This is a genomic window from Euryhalocaulis sp. (genome assembly GCF_013911995.1).
Taxonomy (GTDB): Bacteria; Pseudomonadota; Alphaproteobacteria; order Caulobacterales; family Maricaulaceae; genus Euryhalocaulis; species Euryhalocaulis caribicus.
The window spans coordinates 1-21490 of sequence record NZ_JACESD010000039.1; the positions used below are offsets into that span (position 1 = coordinate 1).

General features: G+C 64.3%; 24 protein-coding genes and 1 tRNA gene. 6 read left to right on the plus strand and 19 right to left on the minus strand.

The window, feature by feature from the left end:
• The 13 genes from H2040_RS10550 to H2040_RS10610 form a co-directional block, all read right to left on the minus strand.
• Positions 1-549, minus strand: a 549-nt coding sequence (locus tag H2040_RS10550) for a hypothetical protein (protein ID WP_287157295.1), incomplete at its 3' end; no start/stop codon positions are given.
• Positions 550-614: 65 nt separating this feature from the next.
• Positions 615-848 (minus strand): helix-turn-helix transcriptional regulator, encoded by a 234-nt coding sequence (locus tag H2040_RS10555; RefSeq protein ID WP_287157298.1) that lies wholly within the window; start codon positions 846-848, stop codon positions 615-617.
• Positions 848-1267: a hypothetical protein gene (locus tag H2040_RS10560; RefSeq protein WP_287157300.1), complete on the minus strand. Its 420-nt coding sequence runs from the start codon at positions 1265-1267 to the stop codon at positions 848-850. Before H2040_RS10560 ends, H2040_RS10555 begins: the two co-directional genes overlap by 1 nt.
• Before the next feature lie 156 nt (positions 1268-1423).
• A complete protein-coding gene (locus H2040_RS10565; protein WP_022698336.1) occupies positions 1424-1690 on the minus strand; it encodes a hypothetical protein in 267 nt (88 codons plus the stop codon).
• 25 nt (positions 1691-1715) lie between these two features.
• Positions 1716-3296 carry a lysine--tRNA ligase gene (locus tag H2040_RS10570; RefSeq protein ID WP_287157302.1) on the minus strand — a complete coding sequence of 527 codons (1581 nt, stop codon included), beginning with the start codon at positions 3294-3296 and terminating at the stop codon, positions 1716-1718.
• A 46-nt stretch (positions 3297-3342) separates the two neighbouring features.
• Positions 3343-3537, minus strand: a complete 195-nt coding sequence (locus tag H2040_RS10575) for a helix-turn-helix transcriptional regulator (protein ID WP_022698339.1) — start codon at positions 3535-3537, stop codon at positions 3343-3345.
• Positions 3534-3938: a hypothetical protein gene (locus H2040_RS10580; protein ID WP_287157305.1), complete on the minus strand. Its 405-nt coding sequence runs from the start codon at positions 3936-3938 to the stop codon at positions 3534-3536. The genes H2040_RS10575 and H2040_RS10580 overlap by 4 nt, the downstream gene beginning before the upstream one ends.
• The gene (locus H2040_RS10585; protein ID WP_022698341.1) at positions 3935-4183 is read right to left on the minus strand and encodes a hypothetical protein; all 249 of its coding nucleotides are present in this window, start codon (positions 4181-4183) and stop codon (positions 3935-3937) included. Before H2040_RS10585 ends, H2040_RS10580 begins: the two co-directional genes overlap by 4 nt.
• A gap of 138 nt (positions 4184-4321) precedes the next feature.
• Positions 4322-5128, minus strand: coding sequence for an alpha/beta fold hydrolase (locus tag H2040_RS10590; RefSeq protein WP_287157307.1), 807 nt, complete (start codon positions 5126-5128; stop codon positions 4322-4324).
• A gap of 11 nt (positions 5129-5139) precedes the next feature.
• Entirely contained in the window at positions 5140-5976 is an 837-nt protein-coding gene (locus H2040_RS10595) for an SAM-dependent methyltransferase (RefSeq protein ID WP_502709332.1), read from the minus strand.
• Complete coding sequence (locus H2040_RS10600; protein WP_051122764.1) at positions 5960-6787, minus strand: glycine/sarcosine N-methyltransferase; 828 nt, start codon at positions 6785-6787, stop codon at positions 5960-5962. The genes H2040_RS10595 and H2040_RS10600 overlap by 17 nt, the downstream gene beginning before the upstream one ends.
• Positions 6788-7099: 312 nt before the next feature.
• Positions 7100-7735 carry a peroxiredoxin gene (locus H2040_RS10605; protein WP_287157309.1) on the minus strand — a complete coding sequence of 212 codons (636 nt, stop codon included), beginning with the start codon at positions 7733-7735 and terminating at the stop codon, positions 7100-7102.
• Between the two features lie 180 nt (positions 7736-7915).
• Positions 7916-8875 (minus strand): radical SAM protein, encoded by a 960-nt coding sequence (locus H2040_RS10610; protein WP_287157310.1) that lies wholly within the window; start codon positions 8873-8875, stop codon positions 7916-7918.
• A 130-nt stretch (positions 8876-9005) separates the two neighbouring features.
• On the opposite strand from H2040_RS10610, the gene H2040_RS10615 reads away from it, so the two are divergent.
• Positions 9006-9079: transfer RNA gene (locus H2040_RS10615), tRNA-Gly, on the plus strand.
• 47 nt (positions 9080-9126) lie between these two features.
• On the opposite strand, the gene H2040_RS10620 is transcribed toward H2040_RS10615, so the two are convergent.
• The 5 genes from H2040_RS10620 to gmd form a co-directional block, all read right to left on the minus strand.
• A complete protein-coding gene (locus H2040_RS10620) occupies positions 9127-10521 on the minus strand; it encodes a serine hydrolase domain-containing protein (RefSeq protein ID WP_287157311.1) in 1395 nt (464 codons plus the stop codon).
• 102 nt (positions 10522-10623) lie between these two features.
• On the minus strand, positions 10624-10839 hold the full coding sequence (locus H2040_RS10625) for a hypothetical protein (RefSeq protein WP_022698346.1): 216 nt from the start codon (positions 10837-10839) through the stop codon (positions 10624-10626).
• Entirely contained in the window at positions 10839-12158 is a 1320-nt protein-coding gene (locus H2040_RS10630; RefSeq protein WP_287157312.1) for a glycosyltransferase family 2 protein, read from the minus strand. The genes H2040_RS10625 and H2040_RS10630 overlap by 1 nt, the downstream gene beginning before the upstream one ends.
• 284 nt (positions 12159-12442) lie before the next feature.
• Entirely contained in the window at positions 12443-13408 is a 966-nt protein-coding gene (fcl, locus tag H2040_RS10635; RefSeq protein ID WP_022698348.1) for a GDP-L-fucose synthase, read from the minus strand.
• Positions 13401-14471 carry a GDP-mannose 4,6-dehydratase gene (gene gmd, locus H2040_RS10640; RefSeq protein WP_287157313.1) on the minus strand — a complete coding sequence of 357 codons (1071 nt, stop codon included), beginning with the start codon at positions 14469-14471 and terminating at the stop codon, positions 13401-13403. Before gmd ends, fcl begins: the two co-directional genes overlap by 8 nt.
• A gap of 334 nt (positions 14472-14805) precedes the next feature.
• Between gmd and H2040_RS10645 the strand changes: the two genes are divergently transcribed.
• Genes H2040_RS10645 through H2040_RS10665 form a run of 5 tightly spaced genes read left to right on the plus strand, consistent with a single transcriptional unit; the run spans position 14806 to position 20069 of the window.
• Positions 14806-15627, plus strand: coding sequence for an ABC transporter permease (locus H2040_RS10645; protein ID WP_081639587.1), 822 nt, complete (start codon positions 14806-14808; stop codon positions 15625-15627).
• Positions 15628-15634: 7 nt separating this feature from the next.
• Complete coding sequence (locus tag H2040_RS10650; RefSeq protein ID WP_287157316.1) at positions 15635-17155, plus strand: ABC transporter ATP-binding protein; 1521 nt, start codon at positions 15635-15637, stop codon at positions 17153-17155.
• A complete protein-coding gene (locus H2040_RS10655; RefSeq protein WP_287157318.1) occupies positions 17152-17988 on the plus strand; it encodes a sulfotransferase domain-containing protein in 837 nt (278 codons plus the stop codon). Before H2040_RS10650 ends, H2040_RS10655 begins: the two co-directional genes overlap by 4 nt.
• A gap of 39 nt (positions 17989-18027) precedes the next feature.
• Entirely contained in the window at positions 18028-18837 is an 810-nt protein-coding gene (locus H2040_RS10660; protein WP_287157320.1) for a sulfotransferase domain-containing protein, read from the plus strand.
• Positions 18837-20069 carry a glycosyltransferase family 2 protein gene (locus H2040_RS10665; RefSeq protein WP_287157322.1) on the plus strand — a complete coding sequence of 411 codons (1233 nt, stop codon included), beginning with the start codon at positions 18837-18839 and terminating at the stop codon, positions 20067-20069. The genes H2040_RS10660 and H2040_RS10665 overlap by 1 nt, the downstream gene beginning before the upstream one ends.
• Positions 20070-20155: 86 nt before the next feature.
• Here the strand turns inward: H2040_RS10665 and H2040_RS10670 are convergent, their stop codons facing one another.
• Positions 20156-21478 (minus strand): UDP-glucose dehydrogenase family protein, encoded by a 1323-nt coding sequence (locus tag H2040_RS10670; RefSeq protein ID WP_022698356.1) that lies wholly within the window; start codon positions 21476-21478, stop codon positions 20156-20158.
• Between the last annotated feature and the right edge of the window lie 12 nt (positions 21479-21490).

Consider the following 21490-nt stretch of genomic DNA (forward strand, 5'->3'; position numbering starts at 1 on the left):
CCCGGCCATCGGCGCCGCGCCGAGGCGCAGCGCGGCCTCGAAATCCGCGATCCCGTCCGGGGCATTCGCGCCGTAAAGACGCTGCGCCGTCTCCCCGCCGCGCCACAGGATTTCCAGGTGCCACGCGCCGGACACCGCCCGCGCCTGGGCGTTGCCGGGCTCCAGCGTCAGCGCGCGGTCCAGCGCCTCGCGGCCCCTGGCGGCGGAGCCGCGGAAATAATTGGCGAAGTCGGAGCTCGCCCGCGCTTCCAGCCCGTAGGAGACCGCCAGCTGGACCAGGGCGGACACGCTGTCCGGCTCCATCTCCAGCGCCGCCTCGGCGTGATCGCGCGCGGTCCGTGCAGCCCGCGCATCGGCCCCCTCCAGGACCAGCCGCGTGCTGATCGCCTCGGCCGCCAGAACTTGCGCATCGGCGCTTTCGATTTCGGCGGCCGTCTCCGCGGCGAAGACATAGTCGCCGCTGGCATAGGCCTGCCGCGCCGCGCCGATATCGGCGAGCGCGGGGCCGGCGACGGAAAGGATCAGGAAGGCCGAGATCAGGGTTCTCATGAAGGGCAAGGGTAGCGCGCCCGCCGCCCCGCGCCAGCGCACAGGGCAGGACAGAGCGGGCGGCGCTATGTCTTGGCGGCGGGCGCCTTCGGATACTGGAAGACCTCTTCCAGCCCCACGCCGAACGCCTCGGCCATCTGGAACGCCACCTCCAGCGAGGGCGAATAACGGCCCTGTTCGATGGCGATGACGGTCTGGCGCGTGACGCCGACCTTGCGGGCCAGCTCGGCCTGGGTCATCTCGCCGGCCTCGAACCGCAGGCGGCGGATATTGTTGGTGATGCGCGTCTTCTTCGCCATCAGATCGCCTGCCGGTAATAGACCAGCTTGGAGGCGAGACTCACCGCCTCGCTGACGAACAGGGCGAAGAGGAGGGCGTTGGCGGCGGTGAAATTCGTCGCGCCGACCAGCATCAGGCCCAGCGTCAGCACCACGCCGACGCCCAGGATGAAACCGCCATTGCGCTCGGCCTTCAGGCTGATGAAGCGCTCGCGCTCGTCGGTCTCGTCATCGCCCTTCTCCATGAAGATCGCCACGACGATATGGCCGGCCGCCACGATGGCGACAAAGCCGATCATGGTAATGAAAAGGATGGCGGTGGAGGCGGCCAGCACGCCCTCGCCGCTGAGGATCATCTCCGCGTGCAGCGCGAAATAGATCCCGTACCAGATAACCAGGCCGGCCAGCGTGATGGCGGCGGATTTCTCGTGAAAGCTCATGTCAGCTCCTTCATACCAAAGGTCAAAGATTATTTACATAACGCTATGTATGATCAAGCCGACTTCATGTCAATAATATTTTACCCCCTTCGAAAAAGAAAAGGGCGGCCCGTTGAGGCCGCCCCGATCTTCAAGCCGTTATTGTCCGGCGAGCCGCTAGTGGTTCTTGAACAGGGCCGGGAAGTTCTGGCGGATGATGTCGTCGCCGCCCGGCGCTTCGGAAAGGGCCCGCATGAACAGGGCGGTGTTGGAGGCCGCGCCGCGGAAATCGAAGGTGAATTCCTCGAACTTGCAGCCGTCCAGAACCGGCGGCTCGCCCCCGGAATAGGCCAGGGTCACGTTACGGAACGTGCAGTTCTCGAACGTCTCCCCGTCCAGGTCGACCGTGGCGTTTTCGAATGTCTCGTCTTTATGCGTGGCCATTTGTCCTGCTTTCTCTGAAATGTGTTCAGGCGTCCCGCGAGAGGGCGCCTTCGATCATGGCGATGGTTTCGGGGAGGCCGTAGATAGCGGCGAAGCTGCCGAAGCGCGGGCCCTGGCTCTGGCCGAACAGGACCTCGTAGAGGGCCTGGAACCAGTCGCGCAGATTCTCGAACTCGTGCTCCTTGCCGATGGAATAGACCTCGGTCTGGATGGTCTCCGGATCGGACTCGGCCGATTCCAGCGCGCGGACACGGCGCACCAGCTCTTCCATTGCTGCGCGTTCCTGATCGGTCGGCGCGCGATACTGTTTCGCCGGGTGCACGAAGTCCCGGTAATAGGCCAGCGCATGGCCGACCAGCGCGTCGGTCAGGGGATAGGTCTCGGGCGTCGCATCCGGCTGGTAGCGCGTGATGAAGCCCCAGATCGTCTCCTTGTCCGCCGCGCCGGCGGCGGAGACGAGGTTCAGCAGCAGCGCGAAGCTGATCGGCGAGCCCTGTTCCGGCGGATTCCCCTCATGGATATGCCAGGCCGGGTTCTCGACCTGCTTGTCCGGTTCCTGCCGCCCATAGGCGGAGAGGTGGGAGATATATTCATCCACCGTCTTGGGAATGATGTCGAAATAGAGCTTCTTGGCCGTCTTGGGCTTTGTGAAATTGAACAGCGACAGGCTCTCCGGCGGGCCGTAGGTCAGCCATTCCTCGACCGTCAGGCCATTGCCCTTGGACTTGGAGATTTTCTCGCCCTTCTCGTCCAGGAACAGCTCGTAATTGAAGCCGTCGGGCGGCTTGCCGCCAAGGACGCGGCAGATTTTCGAGGAGACCTTCACGGACTCGATCAGATCCTTGCCGGACATCTCGTAATCCACGCCCAGCGCGGCCCAGCGCAACGCCCAGTCCGGCTTCCACTGGATTTTCACATTGCCGCCAGTGACCGGGACTTCGGTTTTTTCGCCGTCCTCGTCCTCGAACACGATCGTGCCGGAATCGACATTGCGCTCCAGCGTCGGGACCTGCAGCACCTTGCCCGTCTTGGGCGAGACGGGGAGGAAGGGCGAATAGGTTTCCTGCCGCTCCTTGCCGAGCGTCGGGAGCATGATCTCCATCACCTGGTCGAAGCGGGCGAGCATGGTCAGCAACGCCTCGTCGAAGGCGCCGGACTTGTACTGTTCGGTCGAGGACAGGAATTCGTATTCGAACCCGAACGCGTCGAGGAATTCGCGCAGGCGGGCATTATTGTGATGGGCGAAGCTCTCATGCTCGCCGAACGGGTCGGGGACCTTGGTCAGGGGCAGGCCCAGATGTTCGGCCAGCATGTCCTGGTTCGGGAGGTTGGTCGGGACTTTCCGGAACCCGTCCATGTCGTCCGAAAACGTGATCAGGCGCGTCTTGTAGGCGCCATCGATCAGCGCCTCGAACGCGCGGCGCACCATGGTCGTGCGCACGACCTCGCCGAACGTGCCCATGTGCGGCAGGCCGGACGGGCCGTATCCGGTCTCGAACACGACCGGTTTTTCCGTGCCGCGGGACTCGACGCGTTTGACGAGGGCGCGGGCCTGTTCAAAGGGCCAGGCCTTGGCGGAGCGGGCAATATCGGAAAGGTCAGTCATGGGAAGGCGTTGTAACGCGCCGCGATGGCGAGGCAAGCGGGCGGACTCACGCCTCGTCGTCGAAGATCTCCTCGATCGGGCGGCCGAACAGCCGGGCGATGCGGAAGGCGAGCGGCAGGGAGGGGTCGTAACGCCCCGCCTCCAGCGCGTTCACGGTCTGGCGGGAGACGTCGAGCTTTTCGGCCAGCGCGCCTTGCGTCCAGCCCATTTCGGCGCGGAGTTGGCGCAGGATGTTCTTCATCCGCCATACCGCCGGTTGAGCACCGCCATGGCCGCCGTGTGAGTGAGCGCGGCGGCGGGCAGCAGCAGGAAGAGCGGAGGCTCCGGCCAGCCCATGATGAAGCTGAAGATGCCCCAGAGCGAGGCCGCGAAAACCACGCCGCCGGCGCTGATCATGATGGCGCGGAACTGGATCTCCCGCTGCATCTCGTCGCCGCCGCGCGTCATGCGCACGAATTCATACCCCCACCAGGCCATCGGCAGGACGGGCAGGGCGGCCAGCGCCAGCCGGATGCCCTGCTGCGAGACAGACGAGAACAGCAGGATGGAGGGCACCAGGACAGCGACATAGAGCAGAAGCGCCAGCGTGCCCGTCCGGCGAAAGCGTTTCAGGCGCGACTGGCTGGGCGCGGTCCCGCTCATGCCGCGCCGCGCCCGCACAGCGCGCGCCAGATGCGGGCGCGGTTGGAAAACGCGGTCCAGCCGAGCACCACCCCGCCGACCCAGAACACCGCCTCGGTCGACACCGCGGCGATGGTGACCAGAACGGTCCAGAGCGCGACGCCCGGGTCCATGAACAGCCAGACGCCCAGCATGGTCAGCCAGGTCGTCGTGCAGACGCCCAGCGCGATGGCGAGAAGCAGCAGCTTGAGCGATTTCGAAGTCATGGCGATCTCCTGATTGGAAAGTATGCTTTACAGATATGCGCCGCCGCCGAGCCTGTCAAGCACGCTTTCCATTTTGTACGCAAAGAGCAGCCTGTGTCTGGCCGATAGCCAGACATGGCAGGGAGCGCTCGGCGGCGTCTATCTGAAGAAACGTAGCGCGGCCGAGATAATGGCTTCAGGCGCATCTTCCTGCACCAGATGGCCGGCGCCGGGGATTTCCGTCAATTCGCAATCGGGCAGCATGGCCGATAATTCGCGGCCGCGGGCAAGGGGTATCCATTCGTCATCACAGCCCCACAGGAGCGTGACGGGACAGCGCAATTCCCCGTACTGGTCCTGAACAGCGTCGGTGTATTTCAGATCCATCTGGGCGATCTGGCGATAGAAGCCGGGCTGGCCGGATTCGCCCAGCCAGGGGGTCATATAAGGCTCGAGTTCGGCATCGCTCATCGGGCGGGAAGCCGCGCCGCGGATATAGGCGCGCAGGATGGCGCGCTGCAGGTAATCCGGGACCCCGGCGAAGGCGGCTTCATGCTCGCGCACATGCTGCACGAAAGGCGAACCCCAGGGACGGATGGCGACCGGGTCGATCAGCAGCAGTCTTTCGTAGTCCAGCCGGTTGAGAAAGTGCGCGCGCAGCGCGGTCGCGCCACCAAAGTCATGCGCCATCACCTGCGGCTTCAGCAGACCCCAATGTTCGAACAGCGCGGCCAGCACCTCATTCTGGACGCCAAGGGAGACGTCGGCGTCGGGTTTGGCGGACAGGCCGTAACCCAGCAGATCGTAGAGATAGACCGTATGATCGCGCGCCAGCTCCGGAGCGATCCTGCGCCAGACGTGAGATGAGAATGGCGTCCCGTGCAGGAGGACAAGCGCGGGACCATCGCCAAGACGGTCCCACGCAATGTCATGGCCCTTGAATCGAAAGCGCTTTTCGAGCCGCACGCGAGGACGGCCTATTCCGGCTTGCGGAAGTGGAGGATGCCCCAGTTCAGCTTGCCGGTGGCCGCGCCGTCGACCCAGTGGCCGAGGCCCTCGATCATGTTGTCGATATATTCGGTGGAGACCGTCTTCTCGATGTTCTCGCGGTCCTTGATCAGCTCCTCCCGGACGCGGCCGTAATGGCGGCCCAGCTGGTCGGGATATTCGCGAACATCGACCTCTACCAGGCCCGCCTTCTTCGCCGCTTCGCGGTAGAAGGCGACCGAGGCCAGAGAGGAGAGGCGGATGCGGTTGAGGATCGGCTGCAACTCGCCGTCATCGGCGTCGTCGGCCTTCATCGGGTCGGTGAAGATGATATCGCCGCCCGGCTTCACGATACGGGCGCATTCCTCGATGATGCCTTGGCGGTCGCCGCCGTGCAGGAAGCTGTCTTGAGACCACATCGCGTCGAAGGCGCCGTCCTCGGCGGGGACTTCGTTGAACGAGCCGTGGATCACCTCGATCTCGTCATGGAAGCCGGCATTGGCGTTCAGCTGGCGGTTAATCTCGTTCTGCTTGTCCGCGATATTGACGCAGGTCACTTTCCAGCCGCGATTGCGCACCATCCAGCGCGCCCCGCCGCCATAACCGGCGCCGAGATCCACCACGTGCGCGCCCTTGGGCAGGTCCAGCATGTCGGCGATGGTCTCCACCGTGCGGATGCTGGCGTCCCGGATCGCCTCGTCCTCGGACTTGTAGAGGCCGACATGGATATCCTCGCCGCCCCAGACATCCAGATAGAAGCGGACGGCGTCGTCGCTGTCGTAATAATCCTCCGCGACGGCGGAGGCCTGTTTATGATTTTCCATGATCAAATTTCTTTTGCGCAACGTGAATGAAGAAATCGGGGTTATCGACCGGCTTGTCGTTGAAATCGCCGTAGGTCTCGATGTTCTGGAAACCCGCCTCGGTCATCAGGCCTTCGACATAGTTCCGGCGCAGCGGAAACATGTTCAGGTGATAGGTCTGCCCGTCTGAAAATTCGTAGCAGAAACGCGCCAGGCCATCGTCGACCTTTTCGGGAAAGACATTGACGTCCTTGCCGGTATAGACCGAGTGCTTGGAGCCGTAATTGCCGTCCAGGATCGCATCGTAATTGCGGTGATCCATGATCAGCACGCCGTCATGTTTCAGCGCGGCGTAGAATTCGGCCAGGGCGCGGCGGCGGTCGGCCTCTTCATGCAGGTGGGTGAAGGAATTCCCCAGACAGATGACCGCGTCATACTTGCCCTGGATGTCCTTGTTCAGCCAGCGCCAGTCGCTGCACACCGTCTTGAGGATCTGGTCGTGCTCGACGCCGTTGTCGAAGGCCATGGCCAGCATCTGGGCGCTGCCGTCGCAACTGGTGACGTCCAGCCCCGCCTTCTTCAGGCGGATGGAGTGGAAACCGGTGCCGGTGGCGACGTCCAGAATCTTGTGTTTGCCGTATTTTTTCAGGACGTCGACGAAGAACTGGCCTTCGCTTTTCGCGCGGCCTTCCCAGTCGATCAGCTCGTCCCATTTCTCGACGAACCCGCGGATATATTCGTTCTGGTAGTGATTGGTGTCGCGGACCTTCAGAGGGTCGCTGCCGTAATCCTGTTTGTTTGTGTCGCGACTTTTCAAGTCAGCTGACGTTGACATACCTTACCTGCGCTTTTGCTTCGTATCGGAGGCGCCAGAGCGCTCCTCCCAGGTTCCCATAACCGGCGCGCCGCACTTGGCATGCGGACTTTTTATGGGCCGGCTGGGGTGAAAATCTGGGCGGCCCCGGCCGTCTCGTGGAAACCCTCCGGATCACGAAGGGTTCCTCGACCGACCCAATATGCATAGGTGATATCGGCGGCGGTTTTAACCGGGCGCGCGGAAATTCATGAAAACTTTTTGCGGCGCAATATAAAACGCGACGCGGAAAAAAATAATTCCGCGCCGCGTTTCTTTAGGCAAGTCAGGGGTTTACCGGTTGGGCTGCGGCGTGGTGCGCAAATAAGGCTTAATTTTCTTGTAGCCTTTTGTGAACAGTTGATCGGCCTCTTCGTCGCTCAGCGACGGTACAATGATCACGTCCTCGCCATCGCGCCAGTTCACCGGGGTCGCCACCTTGAATTGATCGGTCAGCTGCAGCGAATCGATCAGGCGCAGTACTTCCTGGAAATTCCGGCCGGCGCTGGGCGGGTAGGCGAAGAAGGCGCGGACTTTCCTGTTCGGGTCGATCACGAACACCGTGCGCACCGTCACCTTGGCGTCGGCGTTCGGGTGGATCATGCCATAGAGATTGGCGATCTGATTGTCCTGATCCGCGATGATCGGGAAATTCACCGCGCAGCCCTGGGTCTCCTCGATATCGCCGATCCAGCCCTTATGGTCCTCCAGCGGGTCGACGGAGATGGCGATGGCCTTGGCGTTCCGCTTGTCGAACTCGCCCTTCAGCTTCGCCGTCTCGCCCAGCTCGGTCGTGCAGACCGGGGTGTAGTCGGCCGGGTGGGAGAAGAAGATCGCCCACTGATCGCCGATCCAGTCGTGAAAGCTGATGCGGCCTTGCGTCGTCTCGGCCTCGAAATCGGGGACGGTGTCGCCAATCTGCAAGCTCATATCGGTGGCTCCTCTTTACTGCCAGGCGGGAACGGAAATGCGTCCCGGACTAGGTGGCGCGAGGCCCGGCGCTTTGCAAGGGAGGACGATCCGGGAATTCCGGTCTGACCGGAACAGGATTCCGCCGCGGCAGCGCCTGCGCGCCAGAGCCGGAAGATTATTGCAGAAACAGCGTCTGTGTCAGGCCGAACAGCTGGCCCCGCCCAGAACGCAGAACCGGGCGCAATGGGGGTGGTTGAGTTTCACGGGCTTCAGGGCCCCGGCCAGCGTGCGCGCCAGCTCGAACTCCTCGTCATAAGGGGTCAGGGTACAGGCGATCACGGCGGGGGCGTCATCGCCCCGGCGTTTGACGATCATGCGGCTGGTCGCGCACATCATCGCGCCCGGATCGACGCCCAGAATGCCCCAGCATTCGGTGGTGATCTCCGGCACGTCAGCGCTCTCGTCCATCTCGGGAAAGATCAGCAGGCGGGACGGGTCCTGCGCGGGGATATCCAGCCCCTCCCGCTCGAACAGGCGCAGGAATCCGGCGCGCGCCTCGTCTTCGGTTTCTCCGGTCAGGCTGCGCCCGGCGGCGGACAGGCGGAATCCCTCGTCCCGCAGCCAGCGCACGCCCTTCATGGTTTTCTCGAAAGCGCCTTCGCCGCGCTCGGCGTCGTGCACCGCGGCGCTGTAATGGTCGATGCTGATGCGCAGGGTCAGGCGGCCGCCATATTCGGCGTTCAGCGCCGCCATGTCTTTCTGCACCTTCGGGCGCATCATGGGGCGCATGGCGTTGGTCAGGATCAGTACCTCGTGCCCGCGGGCCAGCGCATCGCCCGCCATCGCGGCCATGTCAGGATTCATGAAGGGCTCGCCGCCGGTGAAGCCGATCTCCACCGGGCCGATCCCCATTTCGTCGATCTCGTCCAGAAAGCGCGCGGCCTCGGCGCGGGTCAGATAGACCAGCGCGTCATTGGTCGGCGAGCTTTCGATATAGCAGTTCAGGCACTCGATATTGCACAGCGTGCCGGTGTTGAACCACAGCGTTTCCAGCCGGGCGAAATCGACGCTGGCGCGGCGCTCTCCCTTCGAGGTGACGTCCGGATCGCGAAACTTTGCGGGGTCCAGGCGGGGTTCGGTATCGGTTTGCACGCTCATGCGTCATGGATATGGGGCGCGCGGCGCGGTTTCCAGCCGTTCACGTCAGCGCTGGCGCAATCGTGATCGCGGCGCGCGCCGCTTGCCCGCAGGCGCAAAGGCTTGGTATTCCCCGTCCCGCGCGCTTCGCGCGGGTATGATGTAACGGTAGCCTGTCAGCTTCCCAAGCTGATCGTGCGGGTTCGATTCCCGCTACCCGCTCCAGCGCGCCTCCCGGCAGATGCGGAACACCGCCCGGCCCGGTCCGGGGTTCAGGACCGTCCGCTATAGAAAACGCCCAGCCTGAATACGGCCCAGAGCAGGCCCGTCGCCGCGGTCGTCATCATCATCAGCGCCATGTCCGGCAGGAACAGGTAGAGCGTGCCGATCGATATGCCGAACAGCGCGGGGATGAGATAGAGCGCGGTCCAGGCGAGAGCGATCATCATCGGCAAAGGAAGCCAGATGCTGACCAGACCGGAGAACCCGGACTTCGCGCGCAGCCTGTCCCGGTGCAGCCAGGCCCAGACCGCACAGAACATGAAGAAGGGCGGCAGCAGCGCAAACATAAGAAAGATGGATTTGCGGCTCCAGCCGCCCGCATCGCCGTCATGGTCGAGTCCGAGCGCCGTTGCGCTGAGCCCGGTGCGGAGCGTGGCCGTTTCCCCGAAGCCGAAGCCGCTGCCGGCATTCACCAGAACCACGGCCCCTTTGCGCTCCGCCGGAACGAAAAGGGCGAGCGTTTCGACCCCGCGGCTTGTGCCGGTGTGAAAGACTGTTCCGCTCTCGGCGTCCAGCGACCAGCCGAAGCCGTAATTTGGCGAGGCGCCGCTGGCCGGGCGCAGCATGTCCGCCTTGCTGCCGGCGCTGATGACGTCGTCCTGGCCATTCATCATGACCGCCAGATACCGCGCCAGATCGTCGGCGCTGGCGATGACGCCGCCCGCCGGCGCGGTGACGCGGTTCGGACGGCTGTCTTTCACGGGCCGCTTTGTCCCGAACCACGGCAGATGCCCTCTCGCCACGCCGTCATGGCGTTCGCCATCGGCGACAAAGCTGTCCTCCATGCCGATCGGCGCCAGAATCTGGCGCTCGACGTATCCCGCGTAATCCTCGCCGCTTACCGCCTCGATAACCGCGCCCAGGATCTGGTAATTGGCGTTGGAATAATCCCAGACGGTTCCCGGTTGATGGGCGGGCGTCCATTGCGCGATCTGCGCAACGTGCTGTGAAAGCGCGTCTTCGGCGCCGCTTTGATCGGTGTGCGCGCCATTGCCCTGCCGGGTCGAATATCCGCTGGTATGGCCCAGCAATTGCCGGATCGTGATCGCGCCGGAGGGCCGGTCCGCGAAGACCTCCAGATAGCGGGACACCGGCGCGTCCAGATCGACCTGGCCGGCTTCGACCAGTTGCATCACCGCCATCGCCGTAATGCTCTTGGAGATGGAGCCGATCAGGAACGGGGTGTCCGGCGTAACGGGGTCGCCGCTTCCGCGCAGAACCTCGCCCCGCGCGCCGGATGTGATCTCGCCGTCCTCGACCACGGCATAGGCAAGACCCGGCGCCCCGGAAGCCGGCATTTCCGCGTTGATGAATTCATCAATGGATCCGGAAGACGCCGCGGCCTGAAGCGCGGCCGTCAGTCCCAGAACAACAAGCAAAGCCAAGACACGCCGCATAGTTCGCTCCCCCCGCTCAATGCTGCAATGCAGAGCATGGAGCGGCGGGAATTTTTTCGCCAGTCGCAGGCGCGATTTTTCAGCGTGATGCTAGAACATGCTGCCGCTGCGGCCGGTCTCGACGCCGGCCAGGTTCACGATATGGGTGAGGAACATCAGGGTCAGGGCGGCGAAGCCCAGCCCGATGAACATCCAGGGGATATAGCGCACCTTGCCCAGCGTCGGCGGGCGCTGGCCGCGCCAGATGCAGAAGGCGGCGACGGCCAGGCTGGCCAGCGCGGCGAGGGCGGAGCCGATATAGCCCATCAGCGCGGCCGCCGGTCCGCGGCGCCGTGCTCTGTCTTTTCCCAAAAATGAGGCCGTCTGATCAGTTGCATGAGCGCCCACGCCGCCGCCGGTGTCTGGAATAGCCAGTAAATCGGCTGCCAGAGCGCTGCGCGCAAGAGGGCCGGCGCACGCGCGCGCCGCGCGGCGGGAATGGCGCTGGCCGCCGCAATGGCCCAGACCAGCAATGGCAGGGCATACGCCCACAAGGGCGGCGCGGGCCAGACACCCGCAGCCGCGCCAATTGCCCAGCCTGCCAGCAGCGCCAGCGCGGGGGCATAGAGAAAGGCGCTCAGCACGCCCGCGCCCAGCGTGGCGCAGAGCGACAGCGCGCCCGCCGCGCCCGCGCCGGTTTCGCGGGGGCGGGCGCGCACCAGCAGGGTTTGCATATAGCCCTTGATCCAGCGCGAGCGTTGACGCGTCCAGTCGGCGCGATTGGTCGTGGCTTCCTCCAGCGTGGGCGGGGCGATCATGCCGCAGCGCCAGCCCTGCGCGGCCAGCCGGAAACCCAGATCGGCGTCCTCGGTCACGTTGAACGGATCCCACGCGCCCGCCGCGCGCAGCTTCGAGACGACGAAATGATTGCTGGTCCCGCCCAGCGGGATCGGCAGGCCAAGCCGGACCAGCAGCGGCAGCCAGAGATGGAAGTGAATGGCGTATTCCAGCGCGAAGGCGCGGGTGATCCAGTTGTCGCCGCCATTATAGCATTCCAGAGGCGCCTGAACGCAGGCCAGCTCCGGATTGGCCGCCAGCGCCGCAGCGGCCACGCGCAGCTGGTCCGGGGCCGGCCAGTCCTCTGCGTCATAGATCGTGGCGAGGCTGCCGCGCGCGAATTTCAGGGCGTAGTTGAGGGCCTTAGGCTTGGTGCGCGGGTTGGCGGGCGGCACGGGAATGATCTCGAACCGGCTGTCCAGCTTCAGGGCGCGCGCGGCCTCCAGCGTCTCCCTGTCGTCCGCCTCTATGATCAGCTTGGCGTCCAGCTTCGCCGCCGGATAGTCCAGCATCTCGATGGCCCGCACCAGACCGGGCAGCGCGGCCGTTTCCCGGTAAAGCGGCACAAGCACGGTGTAGACAGGCAGGTCGGCATCGCTCAGCGGCGGCGCTTCATCGGCCATGGGCGGCAGAACAATTGAGAAGGCGCGGAGCACGATAAGCGCGCCGAAAGCGCTCCCCAGCACAAGGCTGCCCGCCCCCAGGGCGGCGGACGCCGGGACAATACAGGCCAGCGCCAGAAGGAACGCGCCGGCCGAGGCGAGGGCGATCTTCTGTTCGCCGATCAGCGTGTGGCGGGCCGAGGCCATGGGAAAGCGCCGCGCCAGCGAATGGATGGCCGATTCGAGAATCCGCGCGCGCAGTCTGGCCGAAAGCCTCGGCGGCTCTCTCCGCGCGCGAAAATGCCGCACAGGCGCAGACACGCGGGCGCCCATGCCCGCGCGCTGCACGCCTGCGCGTCCGGGTCCGGTCCGGGCGTCAGGCAAGCCGGTCCTCCCCAGACCGTTAACTTTCCATTAACACACTTGTAGCCGCTGCTTGGGAGGGCTGGCAACCCGAACCGATAATTTTCAATAAGTTGGAAGGCTGCGCGTCAGGCGGCCCTGGCGTCGGCCTTGTTCTCGAGGAACCATTCATAGGCATTGGCCAGGCCCTCTTCCAGGCCGATGGAGGGCGCCCAGCCAAGGCCGCGAATCTTGTCGGCGCTCATCAGCTTGCGGGGCGTGCCGTCCGGCTTGGTCTCGTCCTTGGTCAGGTCGCCTTTGAAGCCGACGACTTTCATGACCTGACGGGCCAGTTCCTCAATCGTTACGTCCGTGCCGCTGCCCACGTTCACATGCTGGTCTTGCGAATAGGTCTTCATCAGGAAGACCAGCGCATCGGCGCAGTCATCGACATGCAGGAATTCGCGGCGCGGCGACCCCGTGCCCCAGATTTCCATGGAGGATTGCCCGGCGAGCTTGGCCTCGTGCGCCTTGCGGATCAGGGCCGGAATGACGTGCGAGTTCTGCAGGTCGTAATTATCGCGCGGGCCGTAGAGATTGGTCGGCATGGCGGAGATGAAGTCGTCGCCATATTGCCGGCGATAGGCCTGGCAGAGTTTCAGCCCGGCGATCTTGGCGACCGCGTACCATTCGTTCGTCGGCTCCAGCGCGCCGGTCAGCAGGGCGTCCTCGGTGATCGGCTGGTCGGCGAATTTCGGATAGATGCAGGAGGAGCCGAGGAAGACCAGCTTCTCCACGCCGACATTATGGGCGGCGTGGATGACATTGCCGGCGATCATCAGGTTCTCGTAGAGGAACTCCGCCGGATAGGTGTCGTTGGCGAGGATCCCGCCCACCTTGGCCGCGGGCACGAAGACCGCGTCCGGCTTTTCCGCCTTCATCCAGCGTTCGACCTCGTCCTGACGGACCAGATCCGCGTCGGCGCGCGTGGCGGTCAGCAGCGCGCCAATATTTTCCCGCTCCAGCCGCCGGCAAAGCGCCGAGCCGACCATGCCGCGATGGCCGGCCACCCAGACGCGCTTGCCTTCAAGACTGTATGCGGGGGCGTCAGCCATGGCGGTTTTTCCGGTCTTTCTCTCGCAGAACGGTTTTCAGATCGTCTTCCACCATCTCGGTTACAAGGTCGCGGAAGCTGGTCGTCGGCGTCCAGCCCAGCTTTTCCTTGGCCTTGGCCGGATCGGACAGCAGCAGGTCCACCTCGGTCGGGCGGAAATAGCGCGGGTCGATCCTGACCAGCGTCTCGCCGCTGTCGGAATCATAGCCGACTTCGTCCACGCCTTCGCCTTTCCAGGCGATGGTCTTGCCAACCTCGGCGAAGGCCAGTTCGACGAATTCGCGCACGCTGTGCGTCTCGCCCGTGCCCAGAACGAAATCGTCCGGCTCGTCCTGCTGCACGATGCGCCACATGCCTTCGACATAATCGCGGGCGTGGCCCCAGTCGCGCTTGGCGTCCAGATTGCCCAGGAAAAGCGTGTCCTGCAGGCCGTGTTTGATGGCCGCGACGGCGCGCGTGATCTTGCGGGTCACGAAGGTCTCGCCGCGCAGCGGGCTTTCGTGGTTGAACAGGATGCCGTTGGAGGCGTGATAGCCGTAAGCCTCGCGGTAGTTCACCGTCACCCAGTAGGCATAGGCTTTCGCGGCCGCGTACGGGCTGCGCGGATAGAAGGGCGTGGTCTCGGTCTGCGGCGTTTCCACGACCTTGCCGTAAAGCTCCGACGTCGAGGCCTGATAGAAGCGCGTCTTCTGGCCAAGGCCCAGGATGCGGATCGCCTCCAGCATGCGCAGCGCGCCGATGGCGTCGGAGTTCGCGGTGTATTCCGGCGTCTCGAAGCTGACCTGAACGTGGCTCTGCGCGCCCAGATTATAGATCTCGTCCGGCTGGCTCTCCTGAACCAGGCGGATCAGGTTCGTGGAATCGGTCAGATCGCCATAATGCAGGAACATCCGCACGTCTTTTTCATGCGGGTCCTGATACAAATCGTCGATCCGTTCGGTATTGAACGAGGACGAGCGGCGCTTCACGCCGTGAACGATATAACCCTTGTCCAGAAGCAGCCGGGCCAGATACGCGCCGTCCTGGCCCGTAATCCCGGTAATCAACGCCGTCTTGCGATCCATTTAAATCCACTCGAAACCTGCCGCGCCGACCGGTGCAAACCGGTGGCGCTGGCGAACAAATAACCGCCCGCGGGCAACAGGAACGTCGCGCCCGGCCTTCTCGCAAAAGAAAGCCGGTCAGATACCGGGCGTGTCCTGTTTCCGGCGGAGAACCCCTCAAGAGCAACGGCGAAGCCGTCGAAACCCTGTGAAACCACGGGGCAAGCTGCCGATCAAGGCTTCTAGAACCCGCATTGCACAAACGCAAGGAAAGGCGCGGCAAACCATTGCCGCAGGCAGGCCTCTCCGCTAGTCACGGTTCTCCAAGGGGTTTCCGCCATATGGCTGTTTTTCGATGACCGCCGCGTCGCCTGACATGGGTGTCCGCACGTCCCGCTGGGCCGAGGCCTGGCGCGACCTGACGCAGAGCCTGCGCCTGACGCCGTTCTGGATGCGGCTGGCCTATCAGCGCGTGCGCGGCCGCTACCAGCGCCTGTCGCTGGGCCTCATCTGGCACCCGCTTTCCTACGCCTTCGTGGTGATTTCGCTGGGCTATATGTGGGCGGCGATCATGGGGCGCGAGGCGTCCTATTTCATGCCCTATGTGGCGGTGGGCTTCGCGACCTGGTTTTTCATCTCCAACGCGATCAGCGGCGCGACGGATATTTTCAACGGCGCGCGGCGGCACATCATGGCGCGGCCGACGCCCCTGATGATGTTCATTTTCGAACGCACGGCGGCGAACCTCATGGCCTTCTTCCTGGAAGCGCCGCTGTTTTTTCTCGTGGCGCTGCTGGTGGGGCGCGATTTCGGCTGGATCGTTCTGCTGGCGCTGCCGGGGCTGGGCCTGCTGATTCTCAACGCGATCTGGGCGAACCTGTTTTTCGCCATTGCGGTCGCGCGTTTCCCCGACCTTGGAGAGATGGTGCGCAATATCATGCGCATCGCCTTCTTCTTCACCCCGATCATCTGGTCGGTGGACGTCAATCCGCGGGTGGAGAACGTCTCCCAGTGGAACCCGTTCTATCACGCGGTGGAGGTGGTCCGCGCGCCGTTCATGGGCGCCCCGCCGGACCGCATCAGCTATATCGTCGTTTCGGCCATTGCGGCGGTCGGCCTGACCCTGACGATTCCGATGTTCGTCTATGCGCGCCGCCGCGTGCCTTACTGGGTCTGAGCGTCTGATGGCCCGTCTGGTTCTTGAAAACGTCGTCATGGAGTATCCGCCGCTGCGGCGCAGCTTCGTGCGCTCCCTGGCCGACGCCACGCGCAAGCGCGCGCCCATGACGTTCGCCCTGAACAACGTAAACCTCACCCTTGAGGACGGCGACCGCGTGGCCCTGCTGGGCCCCAATGGCGCGGGCAAGACCACGCTGCTTTCGGTCATGGCCGGCATCTATCCGCCGCTGCGCGGCCGGGTGACGATCGAGGGGACGATGGAGACGCTGTTTTCCATCTCCGCCGGCGTCGACCGTGAGCTTCCGGGGCACGCCAATATCAATCTTCATCTCCGCCGCCTCGGCGTCACGGGCAAGGAAGCGAAGGAAGCGCGCGCCTATATCGCCGAGCTCAGCGAGCTGGGCGGCAAGCTGGACAGCCCGGTTCACACCTATTCCGCCGGGATGAGCATGCGGCTAGCCTTCGCGATGGCCATGGCGACCGATCCGGAAATCCTGCTGATCGACGAATATTTCGGGGCGGGCGACCGGGCGTTTCAGGAAAAGGCGCGCGCGGCGATGCTGGAAAAGGTGGAGCATTCCCGCATCGTGGTCTTCGCCTCTCACAATCCGCGCCTGCTGGAGAGCATCTGCAACAAGGCGCTGATCATGAACGCCGGGCAGGTGCAGGATTACGGCGATTTCGAACCGGTCATCGCCCGCTATCTGGAATCGCTGCGGGAAGACCCGAAAGTCTCCCGCAAGGACATGATGGAAACCGCCGGCGCGGCCGATCCGCCGTCCCTGATCCTCACGCCTTCACGGCGCGCGGCCAGCCTTAAATCGCAAGCGTCCGGCGATACGCCGTCCTGCGCGGCGATCTCGGCCGCCGGCGAAAGCGGCGCGGCGTTTTTCTCCGCGCTGGAGGGGCTGGCCCGCAGCGCGGACATGACCCTGATTGATATTCCCGCCATGTTCGCCGAACAGGGCGTCAAACCGGCCGCCCGCGTGACATCCCTGCGGGAGGATGCGCCGGCAACCGGCGCGCTTCTCACCGGGATGCGCGGTTGGCCGGCTTTCGGATCCAGCGTGCTGGCGACGGGTAAGGTCGCGGTCCTGATCCGCGACCCGCGCGAGCTGGCGGCCGAGTTCTGGCTGATGGAAAGCGGACTGGCCGAGGGCGGGCTGGACCGCGCGCTGGCGGAACTGGACGACCAGAAACCCTCGCGCCTGCCCGCCGCCATCGCCGCGGCGCGCGGGCTTTATGAAACGCTCGCGGCGGGCGGGGCGTATTCCCGCCCCGGCATCGCCCTGTTTTCGGCGGAGGCCGCCTGGGCCGACCCGGAGGGCGCGGTCCGGGCCATTGCCGGCCATCTGGGACTGGCGGCGGACGATCAGGCCATGTCGGCCGGCGCGGCGGCCTTTGCCCCGCCGGCCCTGCGTTCCCCCATGTCGGCGCTGCGCGCGAACGAACAGGGACAGATTCGCATGGCGCTGAACCGCATCGCGCGGGAGCTGGGCTACCACACGCCGGAGCCGGCCAGGTGACGATCCTCGTCACCGCAAGCGCGTCTCCCGCCTCCGCCGGCGAATATGACGATACGATCCGGGTCGACCCGTCCGCGCGCTGGGCGGGGCCGAGCGCCTATCTCTTCTCCCTGCACAAGGCGGGCAGCAGCCTTCTGAACGGCATGGTGGAAATGCTGTGCGAGGCGAACGGCGCGGCGTTCATCCCCGTGCCGAACCTCCTGCGCCGGGCCGGGCACAACCCCAATCGCGACGTGGTCATGGATGACAGCGCCTTCGCCGCGACGGGCGTTGTCTTTGGCGGATTCCGTCTGCTGCCGGATTATGCGCTGCCGGGCCTTGAGGATGCGCCGAAAATCCTGCTGCTGCGCGATCCCCGCGATATCCTGACATCGCTTTATTTCTCGGTCGCCAGCAGCCATGTCGCGCCGGGTGAAGGGGCGCTGAAACAGGCGTTTGAGCGTAACCGCGAATATGTGAAGGCTGCGCCGATCAACCGGATCGTGAAGGAACGCGCGCCGAACCTGAAAACCCAGATCGAGCGTTATCTGGAAAAACTGCCGCGCCGGGGGCTGGCGGTCTATCACTATGAAGACGTGGTTCTGAACAAGGCGGCATGGATTGCGGACCTTGCCGATGTGCTGGGGCTGGACGCGGATGAGGAAACGGCGCGGGCGATTCTGGACCGCTTCGACATTGTTCCGGACAGTGAAGCGCCGGACAGTCATGTGCGCCGCGTCCTGCCGGGCGATCACCGGGACAAGCTGGGTCCAAAGACCATAGACATGCTGGACGCGCTGTTCACAGGCATTTATGACCCGCTACTTTCGGCGCGGCGGGAAATCCCGTCATGACGGCCCACGGATAGATGGCGGAAGAATAACAAGATCAAGATGACCCTGTCCTTCAAGCTCAAGTCCGGCGAAAAGCCCCCGGTCGACCTTCCCGAAACCGAATCCGAGGCGCAAAGCGTTCTGGCTTTCTCCATGGCCAAGGCCGGCAGCACCTTGCTGTTCGACCTCCTGCACGATCTCGCGCCCGCCGCGGGACTGGCCTATTTCTCGCCGGAGAACGCGGTCTGGGGCCGCAAGGACCGCAAGGCAGGCAAGGTCTATGACATGTCGCCGGTTTTCCGCGACAAGGGCTATTGCTATGGCGGATTCCGCTTCTACCCGGCCTATGACGTGCCGGTGATCGAAACCGCGCCGTCCATCCTTCTGGTCCGCGACCCGAAGGACATGCTGGTCTCCAATTATTTCTCCAACGCCTTCTCTCACCGCCCGCCCACCGATGACGAGGAGTCTCCCGCCTATCAGCAGTTCATGAAACGGCGGGAGCGTATCCGGAACACCGACATCAACGACTATGTCCGCCAGATCGTGGGCAACACCCAGCGCATGTTCGCCAGCTACCGCGCCCTGCTGCACAAGCCGACGCTGAAGATTTTCCGCTATGAGGACGTGATCGAGCAGAAGCGCCCGTGGGTGGACGAGATTCTTGAGCATTTCGGCTGGGCCGTGCCGGGCGAAACGGTGGACGAGATCATCGCCCGCTACGACCTGTTCCCGGACGCGGAAAAACCTGACGCGCATGTGCGGCAGGTGAAGCCGGGCAATTATCGCGAACATCTGAACAAGCAGACGGTCACGGCGATCAACGCCGCCCTCGCTGAGGATCTGGCCATTCTCGGCTATACCCGCTGATGTCCGCCCCGCGCCGCCGCGCCAGACGTCCCGGCCGCTCCATAGGCGCGGTGCGCGGCATGCGGCAGGAGGTGCGCCGCAAGGACGTGAAAACGCTGGACCGGGCGCAGCTTGAAGACCTGCTGCGCAAGGAAATCCTCCGCCGCAAGGATGCGGAGAAGAATCTGGTTGAAGCCTGGCGGTTGGCCTCCGACCGCGAAGACCATATCCGGGCGCTTACAAACACCTTGGAAATTCTGCGCGCAAACCCCGTCAAACGCATCGGCTGGGCGATCGCGCGCCGCACGGGCGGGTCGCTGAAACGGCAATTGCGCCATCGCGCCAATCAGGCGCTGCTTCGCGTCTTCAAGGTCGGGCTGAACGATTATAATCATTACGAGCCGCGGCCCATGCAGCTTCCGGCCGCCTATGCGAAGACGCGGCCGCCTGAAGACCCGCCGAAAATCTCCATCGTCACCCCGTCCTACAATTCGGCGAATTTCATCGCCGCGACGATCCATTCGGTGCTCGATCAGGAATATCCGAACCTGGAATATATCTGTCAGGACGGCGCCTCGAAGGACGGCACGGCGAAGATCATCAAGAGCTACGGAGACCGCCTGCATCACTGGGCCAGCGAGCGCGACAGCGGCTTCACACAGGCGATCAATCGCGGTTTTTCGCACGCCACCGGCGATATTCTGGCCTGGCTGAACTCCGACGACCTGATGCTGCCCGGCAGCCTCGCCTATGTGGCGCGCTATTTCGCGGCGCATCCGGAGGTGGATGTCGTCTATGGCCACCGCATCATCATCGACGAATGGGACCGCGAGATTGGCCGCTGGATCGTGCCGCCGCATTCCGACAAGGCGATCAAATACGCCGACTATATCCCGCAGGAGACGATGTTCTGGCGCAGCAGCCTCTGGGAGAAGGTCGGCGGCGAGCTGGACGAGGCGTTCAACTTCGCCATCGACTGGGACCTGATCCTGCGCTTTCAGGCGGCGGGTGCGAAATTCCACCGCCTGCCGCGCTTCCTGGGAGCGTTCCGCGCCCATCAGGCGCAAAAGTCCCAGGCGGCCATCACCTCGGTCGGCCATGGAGAAATGGACATTCTGCGCGAACGCGCGCTGGGCTACGCGCCCGACCATGCGGAAATCGCCAAAGTGGTCCGCCAGTACAAGCTGCACCACGCCGTCCTGAGCATGCGCGCCCGCGCGCGCAGCCGCGCAGGCCGCCGAAAGGCCCGTTGACCGGGATCGCCGCGCGGCTTCGCGGCTAGGGCATATCCCGCAAAGAAAAGGGGCGGGTCCGGCCCGCCCCTTTTTATGTGTGAAGCCTAGAGCAGCTTTTTCGGGCGGCCGACGCTGACATAGTCGAAGCCGCGGCGCTCCATGTCTTCCGGCTCATAGATGTTGCGCAGATCGACCAGCGTATCGCCCTTCATGCCGTCTTTAAGGCGCTTGAGGTCGAGGGCGCGGAACTGGTCCCACTCGGTGATGATGACCAGCGCGTCGACGCCGTCCGCGGCGTCATAGGCGTTCTTGCACCAGGTCATGTCGCCGATTTCCAGCAGCTTCGCCGCCTCTTCCATCCCTTCCGGATCGAAAGCGCGGATGGAGGCGCCCTGATCGGCGAGGGCCGGCAGGATGGCGAGGCTCGGCGCTTCGCGCATGTCGTCGGTATTGGGCTTGAAGGTCAGGCCCAGCACGCCGATCGTCTTGCCTTTGACCGACCCGCCGCAGGCCGCCACCACCTTGCTGGCCATCAGCTCCTTGCGGGAATCGTTCACCTTCACGACCGTTTCCACGATATCGATGGGCGATCCGGCCTCCTGCGCCGTGCGCACCAGCGCCAGCGTGTCCTTGGGGAAGCAGGAGCCGCCATAGCCCGGTCCGGCGTGCAGAAATTTTGACCCGATACGTCCGTCCAGGCCGACGCCCCGCGCCACTTCCTGCACGTTCGCGCCGACATGCTCGCACAGCTCGGCGATCTCGTTGATGAAGGTGATCTTGGTCGCCAGGAACGCGTTGGCCGCATACTTGATCAGCTCTGACGTGCGGCGATTGGTGAACACGATGGGCGTCTGGTTCAGATAGAGCGGGCGGTACAGCTCGTTCATCACGTCGCGGGCGCGTGCGGCGTCCGTGCCGACCACAACCCGGTCGGGGCGCTTGAAGTCGCTGATCGCCGCGCCCTCGCGCAGGAATTCCGGGTTGGAAACCACGTCGAACTCGGCGTCCGGACGCGTCTCGCGGATGATTTTTTCCACCTCGTCGCCGGTGCCGACCGGCACGGTGGATTTGGTGACGACCACCGTGTAGCCGTCCATCTTTTCGGCGATTTCCTTCGCCGCAGCATAGACATAGGACAGGTCCGCGAACCCGTCGCCGCGGCGCGACGGCGTGCCGACCGCGATGAACACCGCGTCCGCTTCCTTCACCGCCTGATCCAGCGTGGTGGCGAATTTCAGCCGCCCCGCCTCGACATTGGTCGCGACCAGTTTTTCCAGGCCCGGTTCGAAGATCGGAATCTCGCCCTTGTCCAGCCGGGCGATCTTGGATTCGTCCTTGTCGACACAGGTCACGACATGGCCGAAATCGGCGAAACAGGCGCCCGACACCAGGCCCACATAGCCGGTGCCGATCATCGCTACGCGCATGGGTTTCCTCCT